At 71.7% G+C, this 24,387-nt stretch carries 23 protein-coding genes and 1 pseudogene; 17 read left to right on the top strand and 7 right to left on the bottom strand.

Annotated features, from left to right (window positions below):
* The first annotated feature begins 57 nt into the window (after window positions 1-57).
* The 6 genes from ligD (at window position 58) to OQ02_RS34060 (ending at window position 6,335) form a co-directional block, all read left to right on the top strand.
* Window positions 58-1,053: a non-homologous end-joining DNA ligase gene (gene ligD, locus OQ02_RS34080; protein ID WP_033442771.1), complete on the top strand. Its 996-nt coding sequence runs from the start codon at window positions 58-60 to the stop codon at window positions 1,051-1,053.
* Between the two features lie 196 nt (window positions 1,054-1,249).
* Window positions 1,250-1,432 (top strand): hypothetical protein, encoded by a 183-nt coding sequence (locus OQ02_RS44370; protein ID WP_156077483.1) that lies wholly within the window; start codon window positions 1,250-1,252, stop codon window positions 1,430-1,432.
* 350 nt (window positions 1,433-1,782) lie between these two features.
* Entirely contained in the window at window positions 1,783-1,989 is a 207-nt protein-coding gene (locus OQ02_RS34075; RefSeq protein ID WP_033442770.1) for a hypothetical protein, read from the top strand.
* Between the two features lie 150 nt (window positions 1,990-2,139).
* Window positions 2,140-4,890, top strand: a complete 2,751-nt coding sequence (locus OQ02_RS46275) for a glycosyl hydrolase (protein ID WP_231500339.1) — start codon at window positions 2,140-2,142, stop codon at window positions 4,888-4,890.
* A gap of 116 nt (window positions 4,891-5,006) precedes the next feature.
* On the top strand, window positions 5,007-5,612 hold the full coding sequence (locus tag OQ02_RS34065; RefSeq protein WP_033442769.1) for a DUF2238 domain-containing protein: 606 nt from the start codon (window positions 5,007-5,009) through the stop codon (window positions 5,610-5,612).
* A 45-nt stretch (window positions 5,613-5,657) separates the two neighbouring features.
* Window positions 5,658-6,335 (top strand): DUF6319 family protein, encoded by a 678-nt coding sequence (locus OQ02_RS34060; protein WP_033442768.1) that lies wholly within the window; start codon window positions 5,658-5,660, stop codon window positions 6,333-6,335.
* 616 nt (window positions 6,336-6,951) lie between these two features.
* On the opposite strand, the gene OQ02_RS34055 is transcribed toward OQ02_RS34060, so the two are convergent.
* Window positions 6,952-8,469, bottom strand: coding sequence for an alpha/beta fold hydrolase (locus OQ02_RS34055; protein ID WP_033442767.1), 1,518 nt, complete (start codon window positions 8,467-8,469; stop codon window positions 6,952-6,954).
* A 118-nt stretch (window positions 8,470-8,587) separates the two neighbouring features.
* On the opposite strand from OQ02_RS34055, the gene OQ02_RS34050 reads away from it, so the two are divergent.
* On the top strand, window positions 8,588-9,499 hold the full coding sequence (locus OQ02_RS34050) for an EamA family transporter (RefSeq protein WP_033442766.1): 912 nt from the start codon (window positions 8,588-8,590) through the stop codon (window positions 9,497-9,499).
* Window positions 9,500-9,503: 4 nt separating this feature from the next.
* Here OQ02_RS34050 and OQ02_RS34045 read toward each other — a convergent pair whose 3' ends face one another.
* Together OQ02_RS34045 and OQ02_RS34040 are read right to left on the bottom strand one after the other, a co-directional pair.
* The gene (locus OQ02_RS34045; protein ID WP_033442765.1) at window positions 9,504-10,577 is read right to left on the bottom strand and encodes an ATP-dependent DNA ligase; all 1,074 of its coding nucleotides are present in this window, start codon (window positions 10,575-10,577) and stop codon (window positions 9,504-9,506) included.
* 45 nt (window positions 10,578-10,622) lie between these two features.
* Window positions 10,623-11,363, bottom strand: coding sequence for a pyrimidine reductase family protein (locus tag OQ02_RS34040; RefSeq protein ID WP_033442830.1), 741 nt, complete (start codon window positions 11,361-11,363; stop codon window positions 10,623-10,625).
* 39 nt (window positions 11,364-11,402) lie between these two features.
* Here OQ02_RS34040 and zapE point away from each other — a divergent pair, with 39 nt between their 5' ends.
* From zapE to OQ02_RS43025, 4 genes and pseudogenes are all read left to right on the top strand, one after another.
* Window positions 11,403-12,413: a cell division protein ZapE gene (gene zapE, locus OQ02_RS34035; RefSeq protein WP_033442764.1), complete on the top strand. Its 1,011-nt coding sequence runs from the start codon at window positions 11,403-11,405 to the stop codon at window positions 12,411-12,413.
* Window positions 12,414-12,481: 68 nt separating this feature from the next.
* Complete coding sequence (locus OQ02_RS34030; RefSeq protein WP_033442763.1) at window positions 12,482-12,724, top strand: DUF3040 domain-containing protein; 243 nt, start codon at window positions 12,482-12,484, stop codon at window positions 12,722-12,724.
* A 136-nt stretch (window positions 12,725-12,860) separates the two neighbouring features.
* Entirely contained in the window at window positions 12,861-14,480 is a 1,620-nt protein-coding gene (locus tag OQ02_RS34025) for an ABC-F family ATP-binding cassette domain-containing protein (RefSeq protein ID WP_033442829.1), read from the top strand.
* A gap of 82 nt (window positions 14,481-14,562) precedes the next feature.
* Window positions 14,563-14,757: pseudogene (locus tag OQ02_RS43025) on the top strand (integrase core domain-containing protein); the annotation flags it as partial.
* Window positions 14,758-14,764: 7 nt separating this feature from the next.
* Here OQ02_RS43025 and OQ02_RS34020 read toward each other — a convergent pair.
* From OQ02_RS34020 to rocD, 3 genes are all read right to left on the bottom strand, one after another.
* Window positions 14,765-15,484 carry a histidine phosphatase family protein gene (locus OQ02_RS34020; RefSeq protein ID WP_033442762.1) on the bottom strand — a complete coding sequence of 240 codons (720 nt, stop codon included), beginning with the start codon at window positions 15,482-15,484 and terminating at the stop codon, window positions 14,765-14,767.
* Between the two features lie 70 nt (window positions 15,485-15,554).
* Window positions 15,555-16,928: a DUF2252 domain-containing protein gene (locus tag OQ02_RS34015; RefSeq protein ID WP_051773125.1), complete on the bottom strand. Its 1,374-nt coding sequence runs from the start codon at window positions 16,926-16,928 to the stop codon at window positions 15,555-15,557.
* A 62-nt stretch (window positions 16,929-16,990) separates the two neighbouring features.
* Complete coding sequence (gene rocD / locus OQ02_RS34010) at window positions 16,991-18,235, bottom strand: ornithine--oxo-acid transaminase (RefSeq protein ID WP_033442761.1); 1,245 nt, start codon at window positions 18,233-18,235, stop codon at window positions 16,991-16,993.
* 142 nt (window positions 18,236-18,377) lie between these two features.
* Here rocD and OQ02_RS34005 point away from each other — a divergent pair, with 142 nt between their 5' ends.
* The 6 genes from OQ02_RS34005 to OQ02_RS33980 all read left to right on the top strand — a co-directional run bounded on the left by OQ02_RS34005 (window position 18,378) and on the right by OQ02_RS33980 (window position 23,707).
* A complete protein-coding gene (locus tag OQ02_RS34005; protein WP_051773124.1) occupies window positions 18,378-19,247 on the top strand; it encodes a PPK2 family polyphosphate kinase in 870 nt (289 codons plus the stop codon).
* A 144-nt stretch (window positions 19,248-19,391) separates the two neighbouring features.
* Window positions 19,392-20,471 carry a lactonase family protein gene (locus OQ02_RS34000; protein WP_231500337.1) on the top strand — a complete coding sequence of 360 codons (1,080 nt, stop codon included), beginning with the start codon at window positions 19,392-19,394 and terminating at the stop codon, window positions 20,469-20,471.
* Between the two features lie 57 nt (window positions 20,472-20,528).
* Window positions 20,529-21,278 (top strand): SGNH/GDSL hydrolase family protein, encoded by a 750-nt coding sequence (locus OQ02_RS33995; RefSeq protein WP_033442760.1) that lies wholly within the window; start codon window positions 20,529-20,531, stop codon window positions 21,276-21,278.
* Window positions 21,279-21,328: 50 nt separating this feature from the next.
* Entirely contained in the window at window positions 21,329-22,123 is a 795-nt protein-coding gene (locus OQ02_RS33990; protein WP_051773123.1) for a HipA family kinase, read from the top strand.
* Window positions 22,107-22,496: a DUF3037 domain-containing protein gene (locus OQ02_RS33985; protein ID WP_033442759.1), complete on the top strand. Its 390-nt coding sequence runs from the start codon at window positions 22,107-22,109 to the stop codon at window positions 22,494-22,496. The genes OQ02_RS33990 and OQ02_RS33985 overlap by 17 nt, the downstream gene beginning before the upstream one ends.
* A gap of 248 nt (window positions 22,497-22,744) precedes the next feature.
* Complete coding sequence (locus tag OQ02_RS33980) at window positions 22,745-23,707, top strand: LCP family protein (protein ID WP_051773122.1); 963 nt, start codon at window positions 22,745-22,747, stop codon at window positions 23,705-23,707.
* A gap of 164 nt (window positions 23,708-23,871) precedes the next feature.
* Here OQ02_RS33980 and OQ02_RS33975 read toward each other — a convergent pair whose 3' ends face one another.
* On the bottom strand, window positions 23,872-24,261 hold the full coding sequence (locus OQ02_RS33975; RefSeq protein WP_033442758.1) for a hypothetical protein: 390 nt from the start codon (window positions 24,259-24,261) through the stop codon (window positions 23,872-23,874).
* Window positions 24,262-24,387: the final 126 nt, after the last annotated feature.

Raw genomic sequence — 24,387 nt, 5'->3', positions numbered from 1 at the left:
AGCGCGGTGGGTGCGTTTGCCCTGCCCAGCCTGCTCGCCGTTGTTACGCTCGCCCGCGTGGCGGCCCAAGCTGTGGAACTGAACGTAGGCGAGCGCGTGGTGCGGGTGTCGAACCCGGGCAAGGTCTACTTCCCGGACCGGGGGATCACCAAGCTCCAGGTGGTGGAGTACTACCTCGCCGTCGCGGAACCCCTGCTGCGCGTGCTCCGGGACCGGCCGACCACGTTGAAGCGTTACGTGGACGGGGTCACGGGGGAGGCGTTCTACCAGAAGCGGCTGCCCAAGGGTGCTCCCGAGTGGGTCGAGACGGCGCGCATCAAGTTTCCCTCCGGCAGGCCCGCGGACGAGGTGTGCCCGACCGAGCCGGCGGTGCTGGCGTGGGCGGCGAACCTGGGCACGTTCGACTTCCACCCGTGGCCCGTGCGGCGGTCGGACACGGATCGGCCGGACGAGTTGCGCGTCGACCTCGACCCGCAGCCGGGCACGGACTTCCGGGACGCGATCGACGTCGCGATGGTGCTGCGCGAGGTGCTGGACGAGTTGGGGCTCACCGGCTACCCGAAGACGTCCGGCGGGCGGGGTATCCACGTGGCCGTGCGGATTCGGCCCGAGTGGGACTTCGTGGACGTGCGGCACGCCGTGATCGCGTTGGCGCGGGAGGTGGAGCGGCGGGCACCGGACAGGGCGACGACGTCGTGGTGGAAGGAGGAACGCGGCGAGCGGGTGTTCCTCGACTTCAACCAGGCCGCCCGGGACCGCACCATCGCGTCCGCCTGGTCCGTCCGCGGCACCCCGCGCGCCACCGTGTCGACGCCGGTGACGTGGGAGCAGCTGTCCACTGTGGACCCGGACGACTTCGACGTGCTCACCGTGCCGAAGTACCTGGCGGACAACGGAGACCCGCACGCCGGCCTGGACGACGAGGCGTTCGGCATCGAGACGCTGCTGGACTGGTACGCGGGCGATGAGCGGGGCGAGATGCCATACCCGCCCGACTACCCCAAGATGCCCGGCGAGCCACCGCGCGTGCAGCCGTCGCGGAAGCGCAACTAGAGCTGGGAGAAGACGGGCCGGGGGTGCAGCGCGCCTGCGCCGGGGTCACGGTTCGGGACTGCCGGTGACGAGCTCGGTGGTAGCCGGTTCTGTGGGCGCGGACTGGCGGATGGGGCGGGGCCACCGGTCTCGTTGACCTCGAACACCGCTCCCTCAGGGGATCGCGTGGCCGGTCGAACACGGTCACGCTGTGGGTGTGCAGACCCGACGCCTCGAAGTGCTGTTGCCAGCTGACGTGTCCGCCCGCGATTACGCGGCCTTCGCTCATGCCGTTTGGGCGTTGCTCGACACGTCCGGGTTCGGCGAGGGGGGTTCGTTGACACCGGACGACTGCATCGGTGACGGTGAGACGGACGAGTACGTCGACCCGGCGGACTGACCGTGCGGCCGGTGGAGTGAGCGATTCCGATGGCGGCGCGATGTTCGGGGTCGTCACGGTGTTTCGACTCGGCCCCGTCCCGGGTCTGCTCGTCGGGCTCGCGTCCACCCTCGGGTGGACGTCTGGCGCGGCAGGCTCCTCCACTGGCTCACGACCGCCGAGGCGTGGGTGACGAGCCCATAGGCCGGGCTCGCCGGACTGGCCGGCCCCGACTTCGGCAACGGCGAGCGGGCACCGGTGGCGGGCCCCGGAGTTTGCGCCAACCGGCTGTTTCCGGCCGCAGTTCGGCCGCGATCCGACTGGTCCTCTCGTACCATGGAGGCGATGCCGGAGGAGAGGGAGGCAAGCCGATGACGCAGGCGTACGTGGTGCGGTTCGTCGGTGGGCCTCTTGACGGCAGGGTCGACTCGCGGGCAAAGGCGCCGGACCCGCCGAAGCAGACGGTCACCCACGTCCACCTGCACGGCGGCCCCAAGATCGTGCACCACTACGACCTCCAGTACGCGGTCGAGTACGGGTGCGAGTACCGGCTCCGGGTCGACGACACCGAGGGCTGAGCAGGTCTCACCGCCGCTACTTGACAGAGTCAGAAGCGGTCGACAGTAGACACGAGGCAGGCACGGGTTTACCGTTTGCGATGCGTGAGAGCGCTCTCACAAGGTTGTGAGTCCCTGCTGGAGGTCCCTGTGCGTTCAATCCGACCACACTTGGCGGCTGCCGTCGCCGCTTTGGCCGTGGCCGCGGCGATACCGCTCGCCCTGACCGGTACGGCCAACGCCGTGACCGTCGGCGCGGGCAGCTACGCCACCACCCGCCCGGCCGGCACGGTCGGCCCGTCCGACTCCACCGGCGCCCCCGTCACGCCGAAGGTCACCGCCCGGATGGCCGGCCGCCCCGTCCCGACCAACGACTGGTGGTCGTCGCTGGCCTTCCAGCGCTACCCCGGCAACCCCTACTCCGAGAACATGTACGGCCACCCGCTGACCTTCCACGCGGCGGCGCAGGGGCTCGGTGTCGGCTCCCCGAACACCCCGAGCATCACGCCCGACGGCCGGTTCTACGAGTTCATGCACCAGGACGACCTGTTCGTCGGCGTCTCCGGCCTGAACGCGCCGCGCACCGCGGTCGACGGCTGGTCCGACTGGACGGTCAGTCCTCTGTGGACCGACGGGACGCGCACCCTGCGCACGACCATCGGCCACGGCTCGCCGTACGTCTACGCGGAGGCCACCGGCGGCACGGCCCGGGTCGGCTTCAACGGCGCCACCACGATCTGGAGCAACACCGGCACCACGCTCGGTGTCACGATCAACGGCCGCGACTACGCGCTGTTCTCCCCGACCACGTGGAACGTCGTCGGCACCGCCGAGGCCACCGCGTCGGCCTCCTTCTTCTCGGTCGCCGCGCTGCCGAGCCGCGACGCGCTGTCCCTGTTCCAGCGCTACGCGTTCTCGTTCGTCACCGACACCAAGGTCAACTGGTCGTACAACGCGGCGAATGCCCAGCTCACCGCCACCTACACGGCCACGACCACACCCCGCCAGGGCACCCAGACCGGCACCCTCCAGGCGCTCTACCGCCACCAGTGGATCAACTCCTCCGACACCACGACCGCCTACCGCTACACCTCGCCGCGCGGTGAGATGCGGCTGCGCGAGGGCTCGTCGTTCACCACCCGCAGCACGTTCAACGGCGTCCTGCCGGCGCTCCCCCTGTCCTCGGCAGCCGACCAGAACCGGCTGCGCGCCGAGATCGACCAGGAGCTGAACGCCGCCGACCCGTGGAAGGGCGCGAAGGACACCTACTGGACCGGCAAGGCGTTGTGGCGCCTCGCGGCACTCGCCCGCGTCGCCAACCAGATCGGCTACACGGCGGGCCGCGACCGGCTGCTGGGCATGGTCCGCGACCGGCTCACCGACTGGCTCACCGCCACCCCCGGTGAGGCGGACAAGCACTTCGTCTACGACTCCACGTGGGGCGCGCTGACCGGCTACCCCGCCTCGTACGGCACCGACGCCGAGCTGAACGACCACCACTTCCACGCCGGCTACTACGTGCTGGCGGCGGCGATCCTGGCCCAGCACGACCAGGCGTGGGCGGCGGACTCCCGGTACGGCGGCATGGTCAAGCTGCTCGTCAAGGACGCCAACAACTACGACCGCGGCGAGACCCGCTTCCCGTTCTTGCGCAACTTCGACGCGTACGCGGGCCACGGCTGGGCGTCCGGCCACGCCGGTTTCGCGCACGGCAACAACGAGGAGTCCTCGTCCGAGGGGATGATGTTCGCCACCGCCGCGGTGCTGTTCGGCCAGGCGACCGGTGACACCGCCCTGCGCGACGCGGGCATCTACCTGCACACCACGCAGGAGTCCACGATCGCCCAGTACTGGTTCGACAAGGACGACTCCGTCTTCCCCGCCTCCTTCCAGCACGGCACGGTCGGCATGGTGTGGGGCGCGGGCGCCAGCTACAGCACGTGGTGGACGGCGAACCCGGAGGAGATCCACGGCATCAACATGCTGCCGATCACCGGCGGCTCGCTGTACCACGCCGACTACAAGGCCGACGTCCTGCAGAACATCAACGAGCTGCGGGCCAACAACGGCGGCACCGAGGTCGAGTGGAAGGACATCATCACCCAGTTCCTGGCGATCGCGGACCCGGCGCAGGCACTGGCGAACTACGGCGGCGGCCTCCCGCCGGAGGACGGCGACTCGCGGGCACACGCCTACCACTGGATCACGTCGCTCAACACGTACGGCACGCCCGACACGTCCGTCACCGCGAACGTGCCGACGCACACCGTGCTGAGCAAGAACGGCGCCCGCACGTACGTGGCCTACAACCCGGGCGCGACGGCGACCACGGTGACGTTCTCGGACGGGCAGACGCTGAACGTCCCGGCGTCGTCCACCGCGTGGCGCGGTCCGGCCGGCAGTGGCGTCGACTCCGGCTCGGGTGGCGTGAACCCCACCGACCCGACGACCACCACCACGACGACCACGACCACCACCACGACCACGACGACCACGGCTCCGCCGGTGTCCCGTGACGCGTTCGGCACCATCCAGGCCGAGTCCTACGACTCGCACAAGGGCGTGTTCAAGGAGACGACCACCGACACCGGCGGCGGCCAGAACATCGCGGGCATCGCCAACGGCGAGTGGGTGCTCTTCCGGGGCGTCGACTTCGGCACCCGCACCGGGCGGCAGTTCGTCGCCCGGGTCGCCAGCGGCGCGGCGGGCGGCGTGAGCGGCCTGGTGGAGGTCCGGATCGGCAGCACGACGGCCGCTCCGGTCGGCAGCTTCGCCGTCGGCAACACCGGCGGCTGGCAGAGCTGGCGGACCGTGCCGGCCAACATCACCGGCCTGACCGGCAAGCACGACGTCTACGTGACGTTCACCAGCGGCCAGCCGGCCGACTTCGTGAACGTCAACTGGATCCAGTTCGGCTCCTAGTCCCACCGCCGCACCGGCGGCGCGAGCGGTGCACGGCACGGGCGGCGAGGGCTCACCTCGCCGCCCGTGTCCTGTGTGGACTCCGGCCGGGCGCGCGAGCCGGCAGGATCGGGTGAATGGAACCGAGGGCTCGCCTACCGCTCGTCCTGGCCGGGTTGGTCGTGGTGGCGGTAGCGGTGTCCGCCATCCGGCCCAAGAGCTACGGCACGTGGCTGCTGGAGGTGGCGCCGATCCTCATCGCGCTGCCGCTCCTCGTGGTGACGTACCGCCGGTTCCCGCTGACGCGGCTCGCGTACTGGCTGGTCTTCGGGCACGCGCTGGTGCTCGCGCTCGGCGGCCACTACACCTACGCCGAGGTGCCGCTGGGCGACCTGCCCTGGACGGACCGCAACCATTACGACCGTTTCGCACATTTCGTGCAGGGCTTCGTGCCCGCGGTGCTGGTGCGCGAGATCTTGTTGCGCCGGTCGCCGCTGCGGCCGGGCCGGTGGACGTTCTTCCTCGTCTCCGCGACTTGCCTGGCGATCAGCGCGGGGTACGAGTTCATCGAGTGGGCGGGCGCGGTGGTCGGCGGCGAGTCCGCGACGGATTTCCTTGGCACACAGGGCGATGTGTGGGACACCCACTGGGACATGCTCCTCGCGCTCGTCGGTTCGGTGGTCGCGCAGTGGGTCCTCGCGCGCCCGCACGACCGGCAGCTCGCGGAATTGTCGGTGCCGTAGGGCAAGCTGCACACGACGGATCTTGTGCAAGTCGTGGAGGTACCGATGGCGAAGGCGAAGCAGAACTCGTTGTCCGAGGAGGACATCGACTACTTGCGCGCGGAGCTGACCGCGGGTCGTCCGGCCGCGGTCTGGTTCACCTCCGCCGCCGTGGGGGTGGAGGCCGGGAGGTCGGCGAAGGTGATCTCGTTCACCGAACCGGCCGAAGGCGATTTCATCCAGGTGCGGCCGACCGGTGACAAGGACGAGCTGTCGTTCTCGCCGGCCGAGTTGACGCTGGAGAAGCCGGCGCCGCGCAAGCGCACGCCGGCGCCCGCCGCGGTGAAGGAGGAAACCGAGGCGCCCGCGCCGATCGAGCACATCTACACGCCCGCGCCGCCACCGGCGAAGCCGAAGCCGGCACCCGCGCCCGCCGTGCCCGCCGCCGAGCGCAAGCCCGCGGTGCGCAAGCAGGCGAAGCCGGCCGAGGTGACGGTGACGCTGGTGTCGACCGTCGAGGGTGAGTGGACGGTCGACGTGCAGTGGGGGTCGAAGCGGACGCTGAAGGCCGCGCCGGTGGCGGCGTCCGCGGTGTCGCAGGCGGCGAAGCTGCTGCCGGAGGAGGTCGACGAGGCGGTGGAGAGCGTGATCGACGCGGCCAGGGAACGTCACCTCGCCCGGGTCGAGCAACTGCGGGCGGAGCTGGCGGAGGCGCAACGGGCGTTGGACGAGCTGAGCGGCTGAGGGGTGGCGAACACGTATTGCAACGTTTTGATGATTGGCGTTCCGCGATCGAGTGAGGGGGCTTCCCCTGCCCGGCGGTAGGTCGGACGGTGGGGTCGAAATACCTTCGGTCGCAGGAGGAAGTCCGACTCCGGGGAGGCAAAGATGGTGGTAGAGATCATGGCCGCGGAAGAGCCCCAGCTCGGCAGTTGCGGTTGCTGCACCGGTTGCACGGGTCCGGGTTGCGGGTGTTGTTCCAGCTGCTAGACCCGTGCCTGTCACGCCGATGACCTGAACGCCCGGCCCCGGCCGCCCCAGCGCGCCGGGGCCCAAGGCCGCCAAGATCCTGTGGCTGGCTGCCGAACCCCGGGCTGGAGAACCCCGGGCGGACCGCCAACCCCGGGCTGTCGAACCTCGGACCGCCAACCCCGGGCTGTCGAACCTCGGACCGCCAACCCCGGGCTGTCGAACCTCGGACCGCCGTACCCGAGGCTGCCGAACCCCGGACCGCCGTACCCGAGGCTGCCGTACCCGGGCCTGCCGAACCTGGGCTGCCGAACCGGGGGCTGCCAAACCGAAGGCTGCCAAACCGAAGGCTGCCGAACCTCAGGCAGCCAAAACCCGACCTCCCGCAACCTCAGGGCGGGCAGACGGTTCCGCTCGTGGGCACCTTCGCGTTCACCAAGAACTCCTCGGCCGCCTTCATCGCACAAGCCGACTGCCCCAACGCGCCGTGCCCACCGCCCTGCCAGCCGACCACGACCCCGGCCGGCAACGCCTGCGCGGCCCGTTCGCTGCCCTCGCGCGGCGTCACCGGGTCGGCGGCGGTCGTCAGGACCAGCATCGGGGGCGCCCCGGCCGGCTTCGACACCTTCGCCGCCTGCGGCACCGGGAACGGGCCGCAGGCCAGCAGGGCACGTGCGAAGTACGCGCCGAACAACGGGTGCTTGGTCCGCCAGTCCGCCGCCATCCCGGCCACCCGCTCAGGCGGAATCCGGGTCGTGGTGTCGTTGCAGCTCGTGACGATCCCCGCGTCCAGCCACGGCGGGTCCTCTTCCCGGTCCACCAGCAGGGGACTGACGAACGCGCTCAGCTTCGCGCCGTCACCACCCTCCGCCGCGGCCACCCCGTCCGCCAGCGCCGGCCACCGCGACCGGTCCGCCAACCCCGCCAGCACCGCCACCGTCGCCGTCCCCGGCGTCAGGTCGAAGTCGCGCCCGTCCAACGGCTCGTCCCGCAACGCTTCCAGCAACGCCTTGAACCGACCCGCCGCGTCCGCACCCAACGGGCAACCCCGGATCACGCAGTCCGCCGCGAACGCCGCGAACGCCTCCTCCGCCGCCACCGCCCGCGTCTGCGCCACCCCCGGCGCGTCCAGCGTCGGGTCGGGCGCGCCGTCGAACACCATCCGCCCGATCCGATCCGGGTACCGGCTCGCGTACAGCGACAGCACCCGCGACCCCTCGCCGACGCCGATGCCGTTCAGGTGCGGCACGCCCAGCGACTCGCGCAGCTGTTCGAGGTCCGCCGCCGCACGCCACGAGTCCATCGCCGTCAGCCGGTTCTCCAGGTCGAGCACGCACTCCCGGCTGGCGACCGTGTAGGACTCCGACAGCTCCTCGAGCGTCTCCTCGGCCGGATCGGACTCGGCGATCCCCACCCGCGCCACGTCCGGCACGCACTGCACGCCGTCCGACCCGCCGGTGCCCCGCCGGTCCACGCCGATCAGCGTGAACGTGCTCAGCACCTGCGGCGGGAGGCTCGCGGCCAGCCGGGCCGCCTTCACCGTGCCGGGCTCGCCGCCCGCGTCGCCGACCACCACGAGCGGGCTGCGGCCGGTGCCGATGCGCAGCAGCGCCAGACCCAGGCTGCCCCGGCCGGGTCGGCTCGGCGCGTCCAGCCGCACGGTCAGCCGCGCGCACTCGTACTCGCCGCCACCGACCGGCGCCGTGTCGCCCATCCGGGCCTTCGTGGAGTCGGTGCACTTCGACCAGGCAAGCCGGTCCGCCTCGTAGTCCGCCAGCGGCGGGACCTCGCGCGGGCCGGACGGCACGGCGGCCGTCGACAGCTCCTCGCCGTCGCCGTGCACGGCGATCACCGGCCGGGTCGACGGGCCCGCGCTGCACGCCGCGAGCGCGCTCAGAGCCGCCAACATCAAGGCGGCGTGACGCCGACGCGGCACAGCGGTCCCTCGCTCTCTCCCGGCAGGCAGGTGGAAAGCCTCACACAGTCCAGGTGAGACTTCGGTGAGCGGGCTGGGGGAGGATGGCCGGGTGGTCGTCGCGCACGTCGAAGGAATTCCCGAACGCCGGTCTCCCCGCCCCGGCCCGTTCACGCTCGCCGCCAGGGGGTTCGCCGCCATCCCGCCGCCCGCGCTGGTGCTGCTGGGCGTGGTCAGCGTGCAGGTGGGCGCGGCGGTGGCCAAGCAGTTGTTCACCCTTGCGGGTGCCACGGGCACGGTCACGCTGAGGCTCGTGCTGGCGGCCGTGGTGCTGCTGCTGATCTGGCGGCCGTCGTTGCGGCTGGACCGGCGGACGTACCTGGTCATCGCGGGTTACGGGCTGGTGCTCGGCGCCATGAACCTGACCTTCTACCAGGCGATCAAGCACATCCCGCTGGGCGCGGCGGTGACCATCGAGTTCCTGGGCCCGCTGGCGGTGGCAGTGCTCGGGTCGCGGCGCTGGTTGGACGGTGTGTGGGCGCTGCTCGCGGCGGGCGGCGTGCTGCTGCTGACCAGGGTGGACGGTGGCCTGGCGCTGCCCGGCGTGCTGTTCGCGCTGGCCGCGGCGGTGTGCTGGGCGGGGTACATCCTGATGGCGGCGGCGCTGGGCAGCCGCACGTCCGACGGCAAGGGCCTGGCGTTGGCGATGGTGTTCGCGTCCGCTCTGGTGCTGCCGTTCGGGGTGGCCGAGGCGGGCACGATGCTGCTCGACCCGGTGGTGCTGGTCGCGGGCGCGGCGGTGGCGCTGCTGTCGTCGGTGATCCCGTACTCGCTGGAGCTGGAGGCGCTGCGCCGCATGCCGCCGCGCGTGTTCGGCATCCTGATGAGCCTGGAGCCGGCGGTCGCGGCGATGGCCGGGCTGATCGTGCTGCACGAGGCGCTGCACCCGGCGCAGTGGGCCGCGGTGTTCTGCGTGGTGCTGGCGTCCGTCGGCGCGACCCGGACCGCCAGACCCGAGGTGTGAGCCGTCAGGCGGGACGGACCTCGCCGCGCAGCACCGAGTCGACGTCGTAGCGGGCGGGCTGGTCGAGCTGGTCGTAGCGGCACGACGCCGGCTCGCGGTCCGGGCGCCAGCGGCGGAACTGGCCGTTGTGGCGCAGCCGGGACGGTGCGCCGCCCTCGGTCTGGCTGTACGAGATCTCCAGCACGCGCTCCGGCCGCAACGGCACCCAGTCGGCGTGCTTGCCGCGCCACCGGTTGATCTCGCCGGGCAGCCGGCGGCCGTCCGGCTCGACCAGCCACGGGTGGTCGTCGGACGTGATGAGGCCTTGGAGCTCCTGCGCGAGCGCACGCCGTTCGGCGGCCTTGAAGGACCCGACCACGCCCACGTGGTGCAGGATGCCGGCGTCGTCGTGCAGGCCCAGCAGCAGCGACCCGACCGCCGTGCCCGGCTCGGTGTCCTTGTGCCAGCGCAGCCCGGCCACCACGCAGTCGGCGGTGCGGGCGTGCTTGATCTTGATCATGGACCGCTTGCCGGGCGTGTACTCGCCGGCGGCGGGCTTGCCCATGATGCCGTCCAGCCCGGCGCCCTCGAACAGCTCGAACCACTGGAGCGCCAGGGCGGCGTCGGTGGTCGCGGGCGTGAGGTACAGGCCGTCACCGGGTGTGACCAGGCCTTCCAGGGTGGACCGCCGCTTCGTGCCCGGCTGGTCCAGCAGCACGTCGTCACCCACGGCCAGCACGTCGAACGCCACGAAGCTCGCCGGTGTCTGCTCGGACAGCAGCTTCACCCGGCTCGCCGCCGGGTGGATGCGCTCGGACAGGGCGTCGAAGTCGAGCTTGTCGTCCTTGGCCACGACCAACTCGCCGTCGATGACGACCCGCTTCGGCAGGGTGCGCCGCAGCGCCGCCTCCGCCTCCGGGAAGTACCGGTTGAGCGGCTTGCCGCTGCGGGACTGGAGGAACACCTCGTCGCCGTCGCGGAACACCAGGCAGCGGTAGCCGTCCCACTTCGGCTCGAACACGAGGTCGACGCCGGTCGGGATGCTGTCCACCGCGTTGGCCAGCATGGGCTGCACGGGAGGGTTCAACGGGAGCGCCACCCGGCCATCCTGCCCGGTGGACCGGCCCCGCGCACGTGATGGGCGCTAAGCCGCCCTGCGGTAGCGGAGCAGCAGCGCGCTGTCGTGGTGCAGCACCGACTCCAGTTCCAGCGCCCGGGGCGCGGGCGGCAGCGGGCCGACCGCGATCCGCCCGGCGTCACCGGCCGCGAGCAGCGGCGAGAACGTCACGCACAGCACGTCCACCAGGTCCGCGTCGACCAGCGAGCCGAACACCTTCGGCCCGCCCTCGCAGTCGACCCGGCGCAGCCCGCGCTCGTCGAGCGCCTCCAACGCCGCGCGCATGTCCACCGACTCGTCACCGGCGACGACCACGTCCGCACCCGCCGCGGCCAGCGCGTCCCGCCGCTCGACCGGGGCGGCGGCGGTGGTGAGGATGATCGGCGGCACGGACGTGCTGGTCAGCAGGGGTGACGTCGGCTCGACCGAGCACCGCGCGGTGACCACCGCGATCGGCGGCACCGGCGCCAGACCCAACCTCGCCCGCCGCGACGCCCGGACCTCGCCCGCCTTGACGCCCTGGTAGCCCTCGACCAGGGCCGTGCCCGCGCCGACGAGCACCACGTCGCACAGGTCGCGGCCGAGCATGAACACCTTGTGGTCGGCGTCGTTGCCCAGCCCGCCGGACCGGCCCGCCACCGTCACCGCGCCGTCCACGCTGGACACGAAGTTCACCTGCACCCAGGGCCGGTCGAGCCCGTCGGGGTAGTCGTAGAGCCGTTCCAGCTCGCCGTCGGTGATCTCGCCCTCGCGTGGTGGCCACAACATCCGCACGACCACATCCCAGCACGCCGTTACGATCCGGGCATGTCCGCCCCGCCGCGCCTGTCCGACCGGATCCCGCACGTCGCCGCGGCCGAGCTGGTGGACGCGATGGTCCCGCCGCCGCGCTTCGACGGCGTCCGCTTCGCCACCTACCTGCCGAACCCGGACGAGCCGAGCCAGGAGGCAGCCGTCCGGGCGTGCCGCGAGTTCGCCGAACGCGTCTCCGAGGGTGGTAGCCGAGGCTGGCTGGGGCAGCTGTTCAAGCGGTCGGACGAGGACGCGGCCAAGCCCGGCCTCTACCTGGACGGCGGGTTCGGCGTGGGCAAGACCCACCTGCTGGCCTCGATCTGGCACGCCGTCCCCGGCCCGAAGGCCTACGGCACGTTCGTGGAGCTGACCAACCTGGTCGGCGCGCTGGGCTTCGCCGAGACGGTGCAGCGGCTGTCGTCGCACAAGCTGCTCGCGATCGACGAGTTCGAGCTGGACGACCCGGGCGACACCATGCTGGTCACCCGCCTGATCCGGGAGCTGACCGCGGCGGGCGTGTCGGTCGCGGCCACTTCGAACACGCTGCCGGACAAGCTGGGCGAAGGCCGGTTCGCCGCCGCCGACTTCCTGCGCGAGATCCAGTCGATGTCGGCCAAGTTCACCGTGGTCCGGGTGGACGGACCCGACTACCGCCACCGCGGCCTGCCCGACGCGCCGCCGCCGATGGCCGACGAGGAGCTGCTGTCCAAGTCCGAGAGCACGCCTGGCAGCACGCTGGACGACTTCGCCGACCTGTGCGACGCGCTGGCCCGCATCCACCCGTCGAGCTACGGCCGGCTGGTGGACGGCGTCACCGCCGTGCACCTGCGCCACGTCCGGCCGGCGCCCGACCAGGCGGTCGCGCTGCGGCTGGTGGCCCTCGGCGACCGGCTCTACGACCGGGACATCCCGGTGGCGGTGTCCGGCGAGCCGCTCTCGGAGCTCTTCACGGCCGAGATGCTGCGCGGTGGCTACCGCAAGAAGTACCTGCGGGCGGTATCCCGTCTCGTCGCGCTGTCCCGTTGAGTTTTCCCCGCTAAACCCCCGTTCAGCGGTGGTTTTGCGGGGTAGGCGCCGGGTATCCCACCGCCGTGATGAGCGAAGCGGAACGCCGCACCCTGAGTGAGATCGAGAGCAGGCTCGCGGACGAAGAGCCGGGCTTGGCCTCGGCGCTCGTCGACGGCAAACCCCGGCACCCGGTGGTCAGCTACGCGCTCGTGGCGACTTTCGCCGTCTTGGGCGTGCTGCTGCTGTTCCTCGGGGCGTTCGGTCCGGCTCTGGCCTCGTTGGGCTTCGGTGCGGTCCTGATGCTGATGCGCGGTTACACCTGGCGTTGAGCGGCCCCTCGGTCGCCGCGTTCGGTCCACGCGAGCCGCGCGGGGCACGGGCGTGCCCGCAATGCCGTGCGTCACACCTTCCGGATGAGCCGGAATCGGCTGGCCACCGGACCTCGTCATGGCCGACCATGCGCGGGTGGGATTCCTTGACGCGAACGGCCTCGCTTTCCGCCTGCCCGACGGGCGGGAGCTGTTCCGCGACGTGTCGTTCAAAGTCGGTACCAACAGCGTGGTCGCGCTGGTCGGCGCGAACGGCGTCGGCAAGACGACCCTCCTCCGCATCCTCTCGAACGAGCTGGTGCCCACCGCGGGCAGCGTCCGCGTGCAGGGCGGCCTCGGCGTGATGCCGCAGTTCGTCGGCTCCGTCCGGGACGAGAGCACCGTCCGCGACCTGCTGCTGGCCGCGTCACCCGCGCCGCTGCGGGCCGCCGCCCAGGCGCTGGACGTGGTCGAGCTCCAGCTCATGGAGACCGACGACGAGCCGACCCAGATGCGCTACGCCGACGCCATCACCCTGTGGGGTGAGGTCGGCGGCTACGACGCCGAAGTGCTGTGGGACACGGTGACCGTCGCCGCGCTGGGCGTGCCGTTCGACCGGGCCCGGTTCCGCGAGGTCCGCACGCTCTCCGGCGGCGAGCAGAAGCGCTTGGTGCTCGAAGCGCTCCTGCGCGGGCCGGAACAGGTGCTGCTGCTGGACGAGCCGGACAACTACCTGGACGTGCCGGGCAAGCGGTGGCTGGAGGACCGGCTCCGGGAGACCGGCAAGGCCGTGCTGCTGGTCAGCCACGACCGGGAACTCCTCGACATCGCCGCCACCCACGTGGTCACGGTGGAGGCGCACTCGGCGTGGACGCACCCCGGCTCGTTCGGCACCTGGCACGCGGCCCGCGCCGCCCGCATCGACCGCCTCGCCGAGCTGCACCGCCGGTGGAACGAGGAGCACGACCACCTCAAGGAGCTGGTCCGCACGCTCCAGATCCAGGCCCGGATCAGCGAGGTGATGGCGGCCAAGTACCGGGTGATGCGGGCCAAGCTGGAGAAGTTCGAGGAGGCGGGCCCGCCGCCGGAGCTGCCGACGGACGAGAAGGTGACGCCACGGCTGCGCGGCGGGCGCACGGGCGTGCGCGCGATCACCGTGGAGAACCTCGAACTGACCGGGCTGATGAAGCCGTTCGACGTGGAGGTCTTCTTCGAGGACCGGGTCGCGGTGCTCGGCTCGAACGGCTCGGGCAAGAGCCACTTCCTGCGGTTGCTCGGCGGCGCGGACGTCACCCACACGGGTGTCTGCCGCCTCGGGGCGCGGGTCGTGCCGGGTCTGTTCGCGCAGACGCACCAGCACCCGGAGTGGATCGGCCGAGACCTGGTCGACATCCTGTGGCACGGCTCGGACGGCCGCAAGGGACTCGACCGGGGCGCGGCGATGGCCGTGCTCAGCCGCTACGGCCTCGGCAAGCAGGGCGACCAGCGGTTCGAGACGTTGTCCGGCGGGCAGCAGGCGCGGTTCCAGGTGCTGCTGCTGGAGCTGTCCGGCGCGACGCTGCTGCTGCTGGACGAGCCGACCGACAACCTGGACCTGAACTCGGCCGAGGCGCTGCAGGACGCGCTGGAGGGGTTCACCGGGACGGTCGTCGCGGTCACGCACGACCGGTGGTTCGCCCGCGGCTTCGACCGGTTCCTGCTGTTCCGGTCGGACGGTGAGGTGGTCGAGGTGGACGAGCCCGTGTGGGACGAGACGAGGGTCAAGCGCGCCCGGTAGCCGGGCTGCCGGGCGCGGCCGGCGGCCAACGTGCTGGTTAAGGGCCAGGGGCTCACCCGAGCACGAAGGGGAGCTTCGCGGCCGGCCACAGACCAACGGCAAGGTCGAACGGTTCAACCGCACCCTGCTCGACGAATGGGCCTACGCCCAGACCTGCACCTCCGAGGCCGAACTACGAGCGGCACTGCCGCGGTGGCTCCACACCTACGATCACCACCGCGGCCACACCGCACTCGCAGGCCGACCACCAGCCAGCCGCGTTCCCGACCTCACCGGAAGAACAGCTAGCCCACCGCCGTCGTGGCGTCCTCGTCCGACGTCGGCTCGGCACCCTCCTCGGCCAGGTGACGGGTCTCGGACTCGCGCTCCAGCACCCAACGCCCTTCCTCGCGCCGCCACGACGTCAACGACCCGTTGGGCACCACCGTGTTCCGCGCGAACGTCGTCAGGTCGCGCTCCGGCAGGCCCTCCAGCAGGTAGCGCAGCAGGAACGCGGTGATCTCGTGGCCGAACAGCAGCACCCGCCGCCCGTCCAGGTCGCGCAGCAGCGACCGCAGGCGCAACGCCACGTCCGCCCACGACTCGCCACCCGGCGGCCGGTAGTAGAACTTGCCGAGCCGCCGCTCGCGGGCGGGCTCCTCCGGGTGCCGCCGCGCCACGCCGTGGGTGGTCAGCACGTCGAACACGCCCAGCTCGCGGTCGCGCAGCCGTTCGTCCACCCGGCTGCGGGGGTGGCCGGGCAGGGCGAGGTGCGCGGTGTCGAGGGCGCGCAGGTAGGGCGAGCACACCAGCACGTCCGGCCACTGCTCGCGCGGCATCGAGGCGAACCACCGGCCCAGCGCCCGACCCTGTCGCTCACCTTCGGGGGACAGCGGCACGTCGGCGTCGCGTTCCAGCAGCTCGACCACCTCGTGACCGGCGGCCTCCGCGGCCACCGAAGCCACGTTGCCGCTGCTCTCGCCGTGCCTGATCAGCCCGATCCAGTCCACGTCACCAGGGTCCACCCCGCCGAACCTAGCCGCACCGGGCCCCACCGGCATTCCCTGATCTGCGGTCGCGGGTGCGCCGGTCGGGTCATTCGACCTCGGCGGCGAGCCGCCCGGCCCTGACCGCCTTGGCCAGCTCCTCGTGGTCCGCGGCCGTCCGGTCGGCGTAGTCCAGCGCGTACCGGGCGATCGCCTCGTCAAGCTCCTCGCCGTCCTCGCAGTACCCGGCCAGCAGCCGCGGGTCCACCGAACGGCTGTGCGCACGGGCCAGCAGCGCGCCCGCGAGCCGGCCGTAGTCGTCCAGGTCGTCCCGCTTCAACGTGGTCGCGTCGATCTCGCCCTTGCGGTTGCGGAACTGCCGGACGATGTACGGCCGTCCGTCGATCGTGGTCCAGCCGAGCAGGATGTCCGTCTCCGCCTGCACGAGCCGCGCGCCGTGCACGATCCGCTTGCCCTCGTGCTTCACCGCCGGTGACCCGAGGAAGGGTGCCAGCGCCGACGGCCTCGCCTCCTTGGCCTGGAGCACCAGCGCCTCGTCACCGTTGCCGTGCAACAGGACCAGGTAGTTCCGCCAGCCGACGCTGCCGGTGCCGACCACCCGGAACGCCACGTCCGACACGCTGTAGCGCATGATCAGGTTGTACCGGGACTCGCGCAGGGTGTCCACATAGGACGGTAGCGCGTCCACGACGTCCCGCGCGACCGACTCGGAGATCCGGGTCAGCACCGGGGGGTCGGCGACGAACCGGATGTGCTCGCCCTCGCGCCGGGTCCACTTCGCCGCCACCCGCGCGCTGGTGTTCTTGCGCGCCTTGGACGCCGCCTTGCTGAAGTTGTCCATCAGGTCGTCGGCCTTGGACTTGGTCAGCACCGACTCGTCGCCCAGCGCGCTCCAGGACTCCAGGAACGGGATCTCGGCCAGGTGCCGGGCCGCGCCGCGGTAGGCGCGCACCGCGTCGGACGCCGCGTCCCGGCAGCCCTTCTCGGACACGCCGCCCTCGCGGCCCGCCAGCACCAGCGACGTCGCCAGCCGCTTCAGGTCCCACTCCCACGGGCCGGGCAACGTCTCGTCGAAATCGTTGATGTCCATCACGATCTGGCCTTCGGGCGTGCCGTAGAGGCCGAAGTTCGCCGCGTGCGCGTCGCCGCACAGCTGCGCCTCCAGCCCGCTGCTCGCGCCGACGGCCAGGTCGCCCGCCATGAGCCCGGCGCTGCCCCGGAAGAACGCGAACGGCGAGGCCAGCATCCTGCCGACCCGCAGCGGCACCAGCCCGGGCAGCCTGCCCTCGTTGGACGCGGCCATGAACTCGACCACGGTCGGCCGGTCCGGTGCGAGGGGCGCCCTGCGGTGCGCCTCGTGGCCGACCGCCGCCCGCAACTCGCGTCCGCGCGCCAGGACGTCCTCCGGTTCGACCCACTGCCCCAGCGCGACGGCCGCTTCAGCCCGCTTGCGTTCTCCCATGGCGGTAATGATGGGTGGCGGGGCCGCCGGAAACGTCGGCCTCGACACGTCTGTGACCTGCGTTAACGCTGAGTGCTCAACACCTCGCCGATCGTGTCGACGCCGCGGTCCAGCTCCTCGCGCGTGATCACCAGCGGGGGAGCGACGCGCAGGGTCGTGTCCTGGGTCTCCTTGCACAGCACGCCCCGCCCGGCCAGCGCCTCGGACGCCTCGCGTCCGCGCGGCCCGCCGGGTGCGATCTCGACCCCCGCCCACAGGCCGCGCCCGCGCACCTCGGCCACGCCGTGCCCGATCAGCTCGCCGAGCCGCGCGTGCAGGTGGGCGCCCAGCTCGCGGGACCGCTGCTGGAACTCGCCGGTCGCCAGCAGCCGCACCACGGCCCGGCCGACCGCGCAGGCCAGCGGGTTGCCGCCGAACGTCGACCCGTGCTCACCGGGCCGCAGCACGCCCAGCACCGCACGGCTGCCGACCACCGCGGACACCGGCAGGATGCCGCCGCCCAGCGCCTTGCCCAGCGTGTACAGGTCGGCCCGCACGCCGTCGTGGTCCAGCGCCAGCAGGTCGCCGGTGCGGCCGAGCCCGGACTGGATCTCGTCCGCGATCAGCAGCACGTCGTGCTCGTCGCACAGCGCCCGCGCGCCCGCCAGGTACCCCGCCGGCGGCACGATCACGCCCGCCTCGCCCTGGATCGGCTCCAGCAGCACGGCCGCCGTCCGCTCGGTGATCGCGTCGCGCAACGCGTCCAGCGACCCGTACTCGACGACCTTGAAGCCGGGCGTGAACGGTCCGAAGTCGTTGCGGGCGGTGTCGTCGGTGGAGAACGAGACGATCGTGGTGGTGCGGCCGTGGAAGTTCGACCCGGCGACGACGATCTCGGCCGTGCCGGACGGCACGCCCTTCACCCGGTACGCCCACTTGCGGGCGACCTTGATCGCCGACTCGACGGCCTCCGCGCCGGAGTTCATCGCCAGCACCATCTCGGTGCCGGTCAGCTCGGCCAGCTCGCGGCAGAACAGGCCGAACTGGTCGTGGTGGAACGCGCGGCTGGTCAGCGTGACGCGGCCGAGCTGCTCGACGGCGGCGGCCACCAGGTCGGGGTGGCGGTGGCCGAAGTTGAGCGAGGAGTAGCCGGACAGGAAGTCCAGGTAGCGCCGACCCTCGACGTCGGTGACCCACGCGCCCTCGCCGTGCGAGATCACGATCGGCAGCGGGTGGTAGTTGTGCGTGCTCCATTCCTCGTCCAGCCCGATGAAGTGCTCGGAGGTCGGAGCGGCGTGCCCTGCGGTGAACGGAGCCGTGGCGGTCATGTCACCAGGCTAAGGGGCTCACGCCAGCGATTTCATCCGCCAGGTGTTGCGCGTCCGTCGTCTTCATTGCGCAAATCGCCGGGTGGGGCAGCGATCTGTTGCGCAACCGGCAGAGCCATGATCGTCCGGTTACCCTCCGACGATGGTGAAGAAGTCCCCGCAGGTCCAGTCGGTGTCCGACACGTTCCGGGTGCGCCCGGAGGACTTCGACCTGGCCAAGGTCGACCCGGCGGCCACGCCGGTCGGCCCGCGGTCGAAGGCCGAGGCCGCCGAGGACATGCCGAGGATCGGCGAGGAGCTGGACGCGCTCCAGGAGGCGCTGTACGCGGAGGGCACGGGTGGCAGCCGCCGCCGGGTGCTGCTGGTGCTCCAGGGCATGGACACCTCCGGCAAGGGCGGCACGATCCGGCACGTCGCGGGCCTGGTCAACCCGCAGGGCCTGCACATCGCCTCGTTCAAGAAACCGACCCGCGCCGAGCTGCGGCACGACTTCCTGTGGCGCATCCGCCGCGAAGTGCCGCTGCCCGGCTACATCGGCGTGTTCGACCGCTCGCACTACGAGGACGTGCTGGTCGCGCGGGTGGACAACCTCGTGCCGTCGACCGAGTGGCGCCGCCGCTACCGGCAGATCAACGCCTTCGAGGCCGAGCTGGCCGCCGAGGGCGTCACGACGATCAAGTGCTTCCTGCACATCTCGCCGGAGCGGCAGCGGGAACGGCTCGTCGCCCGCCTCCAGGACCCGCTGAAGCTGTGGAAGTACAACCCGGCCGACCTGGAGGTGCGGGCCAAGTTCTCCCGGTACCAGCTCGCGTACCAGGACGCGCTGGTCAAGTGCTCGACGCCGGCCGCGCCGTGGTTCGTCGTGCCGGCGGACCGCAAGTGGTACCGGAACTGGGTGGTGGCCCGTCTGCTCCTGGAAACGCTGCGCGACCTCACGCCCACCTACCCCGAGCCCTCGTACGATCCGGCGGTCGAGTTGGCACGGCTCCAGGACTCCGACCCGTTGCGCTAGGCGCAATCTTCATTGCACCTCTTGCTCATTTGCGGTGATCCACGCCACTGTGGGACTCGCCGCGGGCGGTCTGAGCGGAGGTTCGGTGTGGGTGTGGACAGGCGTCGGTTCCTGGGGGCCGTTGGCGTGGGAGCGGGGTTGTTGATGACGGAGGGTGCCGCCCGAGCGGATCGGCCGGAGCACGGGTCCAGGGCGGAGGTCGCCGCGTACCTGGGCACCTACACGTCGTGGCCGGGCGGTGGCACGGGTATCGGGCTGGGCGTGTACGACGGCGCGACCGGGCGGCTGCGCGCCACCGGCGTGGTGCCGGGCGTGCCGAACCCGTCGTTCGTGATCGTCGAGGGCCGCCGGCTGTACGCGGTCAACGAGCAGTCCGACGGTGCGGTGACGGCGCTGGAGGTCGGCGCGGACGGCGTGCCGAAGGTGGTCAACAGCCAACCCACGGGCGGCGCCGACCCGTGCCACCTGGCGTTGCACCGGGGTTTCCTGCTGTCGGCGAACTACAGCTCGGGCAGCGTGTCCGTGCACCCGGTGCGGCCCGACGGAGGTCTGGGTGAGCGCACCGACCTGGTCGTGCACGAAGGCTCCGGCCCGGACCCGGAACGGCAGGAAGGGCCGCACGCGCACCAGGTGCTGTCCGACCCGGCCGGCGAGTTCGTGCTGGCGGTCGACCTGGGCACCGACTCGGTTTACAGCTATGCGTTGAGCGACCAGGGCAAGTTGACGTCCGTCGGGGTGGCCCGCCTGCACGCGGGCGCGGGTCCTCGGCACCTGGCGTTCCACCCGTCCGGGAAGTTCGCGTACATCGCCAACGAGCTGGACTCGACCATCGTGGTGGCCGCCTACGACGGCGGGGTGCTGACGCCCGGCCCGAAGGTGAGCACGCTCCCCGCCGGCGCGCCGACCACGCCGCGCAACTACCCGGCCGAAATCCTCGTGTCACCGGACGGCAGGTACGTCTACCTGTCCAACCGGGGGCACGACAGCGTTGCCGTGTTCGCGGTCGAACGCGGTGGCGCGGAGCTGCGGCTGGTCGAGGCGACGCCGGTGGGCGGCCGGTTCCCCCGGCACATCACGCTCGACGCCGCCGGGCGGTTCCTGCTCGCGGCCAACCAGAACTCCGGCACCGTCACCACGTTCGCCGTCGACCGGTCCACCGGGAAACTGCGCCAGGTCGGCACGGTCGACTCGCCCGTTCCGGTGTGCGTCGCCCTGAAGGGTTAAACCCCGACGGGTCAACTTTCGCCGGCGGCACTGTCCACAGTGGTACGTCATGGGGCCATGAACTTGATCGCGATCGCCATGGTGATGGCCCTGACCCCCGCGCCGGCAGCACCGGCCGCGCCGCAGCTCGTCGCGTTGGGTGACTCCTACGCGGCGGGCACCGGCGCGGGCAACGAGGTCTACGACGCCTGCCGGCAGAGCCCGCACGCCTTCCCGAAGCTGTGGGCCGAGCGCAACGGCGCGTCGCTCGTGCTGGCCGCCTGCGCCGGCGCGCGAACGGCGGACGTGGTGCGGCAGGCCGAGCGCATCACGCCGTCCACCTCGTTGGTCACCATCACGGCGGGTGGCAACGACGCCGGGTTCGCGGACGTGATGACGGCCTGCACGTCGGGCACCGACGCCGAGTGCGTGCAGCGGGTCGACACGGCCGAGCGGTTCGTCCGGGACGAGCTGCCCGGCCGGTTGGACGCGCTGTACGGCGAGGTGGGCTCCCGGACGTCGGCCGAGGTCGTCGTGCTGGGCTACCCGCGGCTGTTCTCGTACGGGGTGTGGTGCCTGATGAGCGAGCCGAAGCGGCGGGCGATCAACCGGGCGGCCGACGCGATGGCCGAGGTCACGGCGGAGCGGGCCGGGGCGGCCGGGTTCGAGTTCGCCGACGTGCGGCAGGCGTTCGACGGGCACGGCGCGTGCTCCGACGAGCCGTGGGTGAACGGCCTCGTGCTGATCCCCATCGACCGCTCGTACCACCCGAACCGCGCCGGTCACGAAGCCGGCTACCTCCCGGCCCTGACCGCGGCGGCTTCGTGAGGGGGTAAACCGGTTGGCGTGGGCGGCGGCCGATTGACCATGATGCCCGGGTGAAACCCACCGACGGGCTGCGTCAGGTCGCCGCCACCCGCTATGTCACGCCCTTCCGGGAAGGCGGCTCCCTGCCGGGGCTGATCGAAGCCGACGACCTCGGCATGTACGTGCTCAAGTTCCGCGGCGCGGGCCAGGGCGTCAAGGCGCTGATCGCCGAGATCGTGGTCGGCGAGCTGGCCCGCCGCCTCGGCTTCCGGGTGCCCGAGATCGTCCTGGTGGAGCTGGACCCGGAGCTGGGCCGTTCCGAGCCCGACCAGGAGGTGCAGGAGCTGCTGAAGGCGAGTGGCGGGCTGAACCTGGGGCTGGACTACCTGCCCGGCTCGTTCGACTACAACCCGGTGGTGCGCGAGCCCGGCGCCGACCTCGCCACCCGGCTGCTGTGGCTGGACGCGCTCACGCTCAACGTGGACCGCAGCTGGCGCAACCCGAACACCCTGCTGTGGCACCGGGAGCTGTGGCTGATCGACCACGGCGCGTCGCTGTACTTCCACCACTCCTGGCGGCCCGACCGGTTCCCGGCGGCCACCTACCGGTTCGACGCGGCCGACCACCTGATGCTGCCGTTCGCGGGCGGCATGGCCGAGGTGGACGCCGAGCTGACCGCCCTCGTCACGCCCGAGGTGGTGCGCGAGGTGCTGGCGCTGGTGCCGGACCCGTGGCTGGAGCAGGACGAGGCGTACGGCACACCGCAGGCCGTGCGCGAAGCGTACGAGTCGTTCTTCACCGCCCGCCTGGCCGCGCCGCGGACGTGGGTCGACGCACTGGAGGCCGCTCGTGCCGCACGTGTTTGAGTACGCCGTGCTGCGCGCCGTGCCGCGGCAGGAACGCGGCGAGTTCGTCAACGTCGGGGTGCTGGTCTACTGCCCGGCCCTGGACTTCCTCGGCGCCCGCGTGCACGTGGACGAGCAGCGCGTGCTGGCGCTCGACCCGTTCCTGGACGTGGAGGTGCTGCGGGCCAACCTGGAGCACCTGGGGCTGTCCTGCGACGGTGTGCCCAAGGCCGGCCCGGTGTCGCGCACGTCGGCCGGGCAGCGGTTCCGCTGGCTCACCGCGCCGCGCAGCACGATCATCCAGACGTCACCCGCGCACACCGGTCTGACCGACGACCCGGAGGCCGAGCTGGACCGCCTGCTGACCGCCCTCGTCCTGCCACCCGACCACTAGGGTGGCAACCTCTCGGAGCGCACCGCGTCTTTAGGTGCGAGCAGTGACCGACACACGGACGGGGTCGCTTGATGAGCGCCGGATACCAGCAGGGCGGGTATCAGCAGGGCGGATACCGACAGGGTGGGCAACCGCGGCAGCGCGGTCCACAGCAGCGTGGTCCCCAACCGGCCGGCAACCGCCAGGGCGGTTACCAGCAGGGCGGGTACCAGCAGCAACCCGCGTACCAACAGCCTGGAGGACGCCCGGTGCCCAAGCGCCGCAAGCCGAGATTCCGCCGGAACATCGGCATCGTCCTGGTGCTGCTGCTGGCCTTCTCCATCGGCATGTGGTTCTACGTCGACTCGTCGTTGCGCCGGATCGACGCGCTGGCCGACTACGAGGGCAGGCCGGCCGACACGCCGGGCACCAACTGGCTGCTGGTCGGGTCGGACGCGCGTGACGACCTGAGCGAGGAGCAGAAGGCCGCACTGTCCACAGGGGACGCGGGCGGTCGGCGCACGGACACCATCATGCTGCTGCACATCCCGGAGGGCTCCGGGAAGTCCACTCTGGTGAGCATCCCTCGCGACTCGTACGTGCCCATCCCGGGCAACGACCAGAACAAGATCAACGCGGCGTTCGCGTTCGGCGGCCCGTCGTTGCTGGTGCAGACGGTCGAGGGTGCCACGGGTGTCCACATCGACCACTACATGGAGATCGGCTTCGGTGGCTTCGCCGGGATCGTGGACGCGATCGGCGGCGTGGACATGTGCATCGAAGAGCCGATGCAGGACCCGTTGGCGGGTCTCGACCTCCAGCCGGGCTGCCAGGAGCTGAACGGCACGCAGGCGCTGGGCTTCGTCCGGTCGCGGGCGTTCGCCACGGCGGACTTGCAGCGGGTGGAGAACCAGCGCAAGTTCCTCGCGGCGCTCTCGGAGAAGGCGACGAGCTTCGGCACGCTGGCCAACCCGTTCCGCGCCTTCCCGCTGCTGTTCGCGAGCACCGACTCCATCTCGGTGAACTCCGACGACCACCTGCACCACCTCGCCGGCATGGCGTTCGCGATGGGCGGGGGAGTGGACACGGTGACCGTCCCGGTGGGCGGCACGCCGACCGTGCCGGGCGCCGGTTCGGTCGTGAAGTGGGACCAGGAGAAGGCGCTGGCCCTCTTCGGCGCGCTGGAGCAGGACAAGCCCGTCCCGGCCGACCTCCTGCCACCTCCGAAGTAGCCACCCCACCACACGCAGCTCCACCACACGGGGCCGCCACGCACGCAGCGGGCCGCCGGGCACAACGCCCGGCGGCCCGCTCCGCGTGAGTCCTACCTCCAGAACACGTGAGTCCTACCTTCAGAACACCCGTGTCCTACGTTCAGAACCCCTGAATTCAACGCTCAGGACGCGTCCGCCGCCTGCGGCGCGTCGACCCGGATCTGCTCCGTGACGTCCACGGTGATCTTCTTGAAGACCTGCGTGGCGGCCTGCTTGACGGACGGCTCGACGGCCGGCGCGGCGGGCTGCGGCTTCACCGGCTGCACCGGCTGCACCTGCTGCACGGCGCCGGGCGCGGCCTGCTTCGCCGCCGGCTCCACGGCCTGCTTCGCCGCCGGGGTCATGGCCGGCTTCACGGCTTGCTTCACAGCCTGCGTCGGTGCTGCGACGTCCGGCGCGGTCGCGGTGTCAGGCGTGTCCGCGGCGCCCTGCACTGCCTCGGCGGCTTCGCTGACGAGGATGATCCCCTCGAACTCGCGCAGCAGGTCGTCGTAGATCGGCGTGAGTGACACTTCGTAACCCCCAAGACGTGGTTCGTCCCCCGAACGGGCCAAAGCAGCGTACCTACGGTCGCACCCCGGCTTCACCCGGTATTCAACATCTCGATCACCACGACACTAACTGTTGGCTAAACACAC

Origin of the sequence: Saccharothrix sp. NRRL B-16314 (assembly GCF_000716595.1) — a bacterium.
Classification (GTDB): Bacteria; Actinomycetota; Actinomycetes; order Mycobacteriales; family Pseudonocardiaceae; genus Actinosynnema.
Note: the sequence above shows the minus strand (reverse complement) of the source record. Positions and strands in the feature narration are given on the sequence as shown.

What these genes read in the sequence shown, in the direction of transcription:
- OQ02_RS34075 (WP_033442770.1), top strand. Translation starts at nt 1,783, where the DNA reads ATGACGCAGGCGTACGTGGTGCGGTTCGTCGGTGGGCCTCTTGACGGC.
- OQ02_RS34065 (WP_033442769.1), top strand. Translation starts at nt 5,007, where the DNA reads ATGGAACCGAGGGCTCGCCTACCGCTCGTCCTGGCCGGGTTGGTCGTG.
- OQ02_RS34060 (WP_033442768.1), top strand. Translation starts at nt 5,658, where the DNA reads ATGGCGAAGGCGAAGCAGAACTCGTTGTCCGAGGAGGACATCGACTAC.
- OQ02_RS34055 (WP_033442767.1), bottom strand. Translation starts at nt 8,469, where the DNA reads ATGTTGGCGGCTCTGAGCGCGCTCGCGGCGTGCAGCGCGGGCCCGTCG.
- OQ02_RS34040 (WP_033442830.1), bottom strand. Translation starts at nt 11,363, where the DNA reads ATGTTGTGGCCACCACGCGAGGGCGAGATCACCGACGGCGAGCTGGAA.
- zapE (WP_033442764.1), top strand. Translation starts at nt 11,403, where the DNA reads ATGTCCGCCCCGCCGCGCCTGTCCGACCGGATCCCGCACGTCGCCGCG.
- OQ02_RS34030 (WP_033442763.1), top strand. Translation starts at nt 12,482, where the DNA reads ATGAGCGAAGCGGAACGCCGCACCCTGAGTGAGATCGAGAGCAGGCTC.
- OQ02_RS34015 (WP_051773125.1), bottom strand. Translation starts at nt 16,928, where the DNA reads ATGGGAGAACGCAAGCGGGCTGAAGCGGCCGTCGCGCTGGGGCAGTGG.
- rocD (WP_033442761.1), bottom strand. Translation starts at nt 18,235, where the DNA reads ATGACCGCCACGGCTCCGTTCACCGCAGGGCACGCCGCTCCGACCTCC.
- OQ02_RS34005 (WP_051773124.1), top strand. Translation starts at nt 18,378, where the DNA reads ATGGTGAAGAAGTCCCCGCAGGTCCAGTCGGTGTCCGACACGTTCCGG.
- OQ02_RS34000 (WP_231500337.1), top strand. Translation starts at nt 19,392, where the DNA reads ATGACGGAGGGTGCCGCCCGAGCGGATCGGCCGGAGCACGGGTCCAGG.
- OQ02_RS33995 (WP_033442760.1), top strand. Translation starts at nt 20,529, where the DNA reads ATGAACTTGATCGCGATCGCCATGGTGATGGCCCTGACCCCCGCGCCG.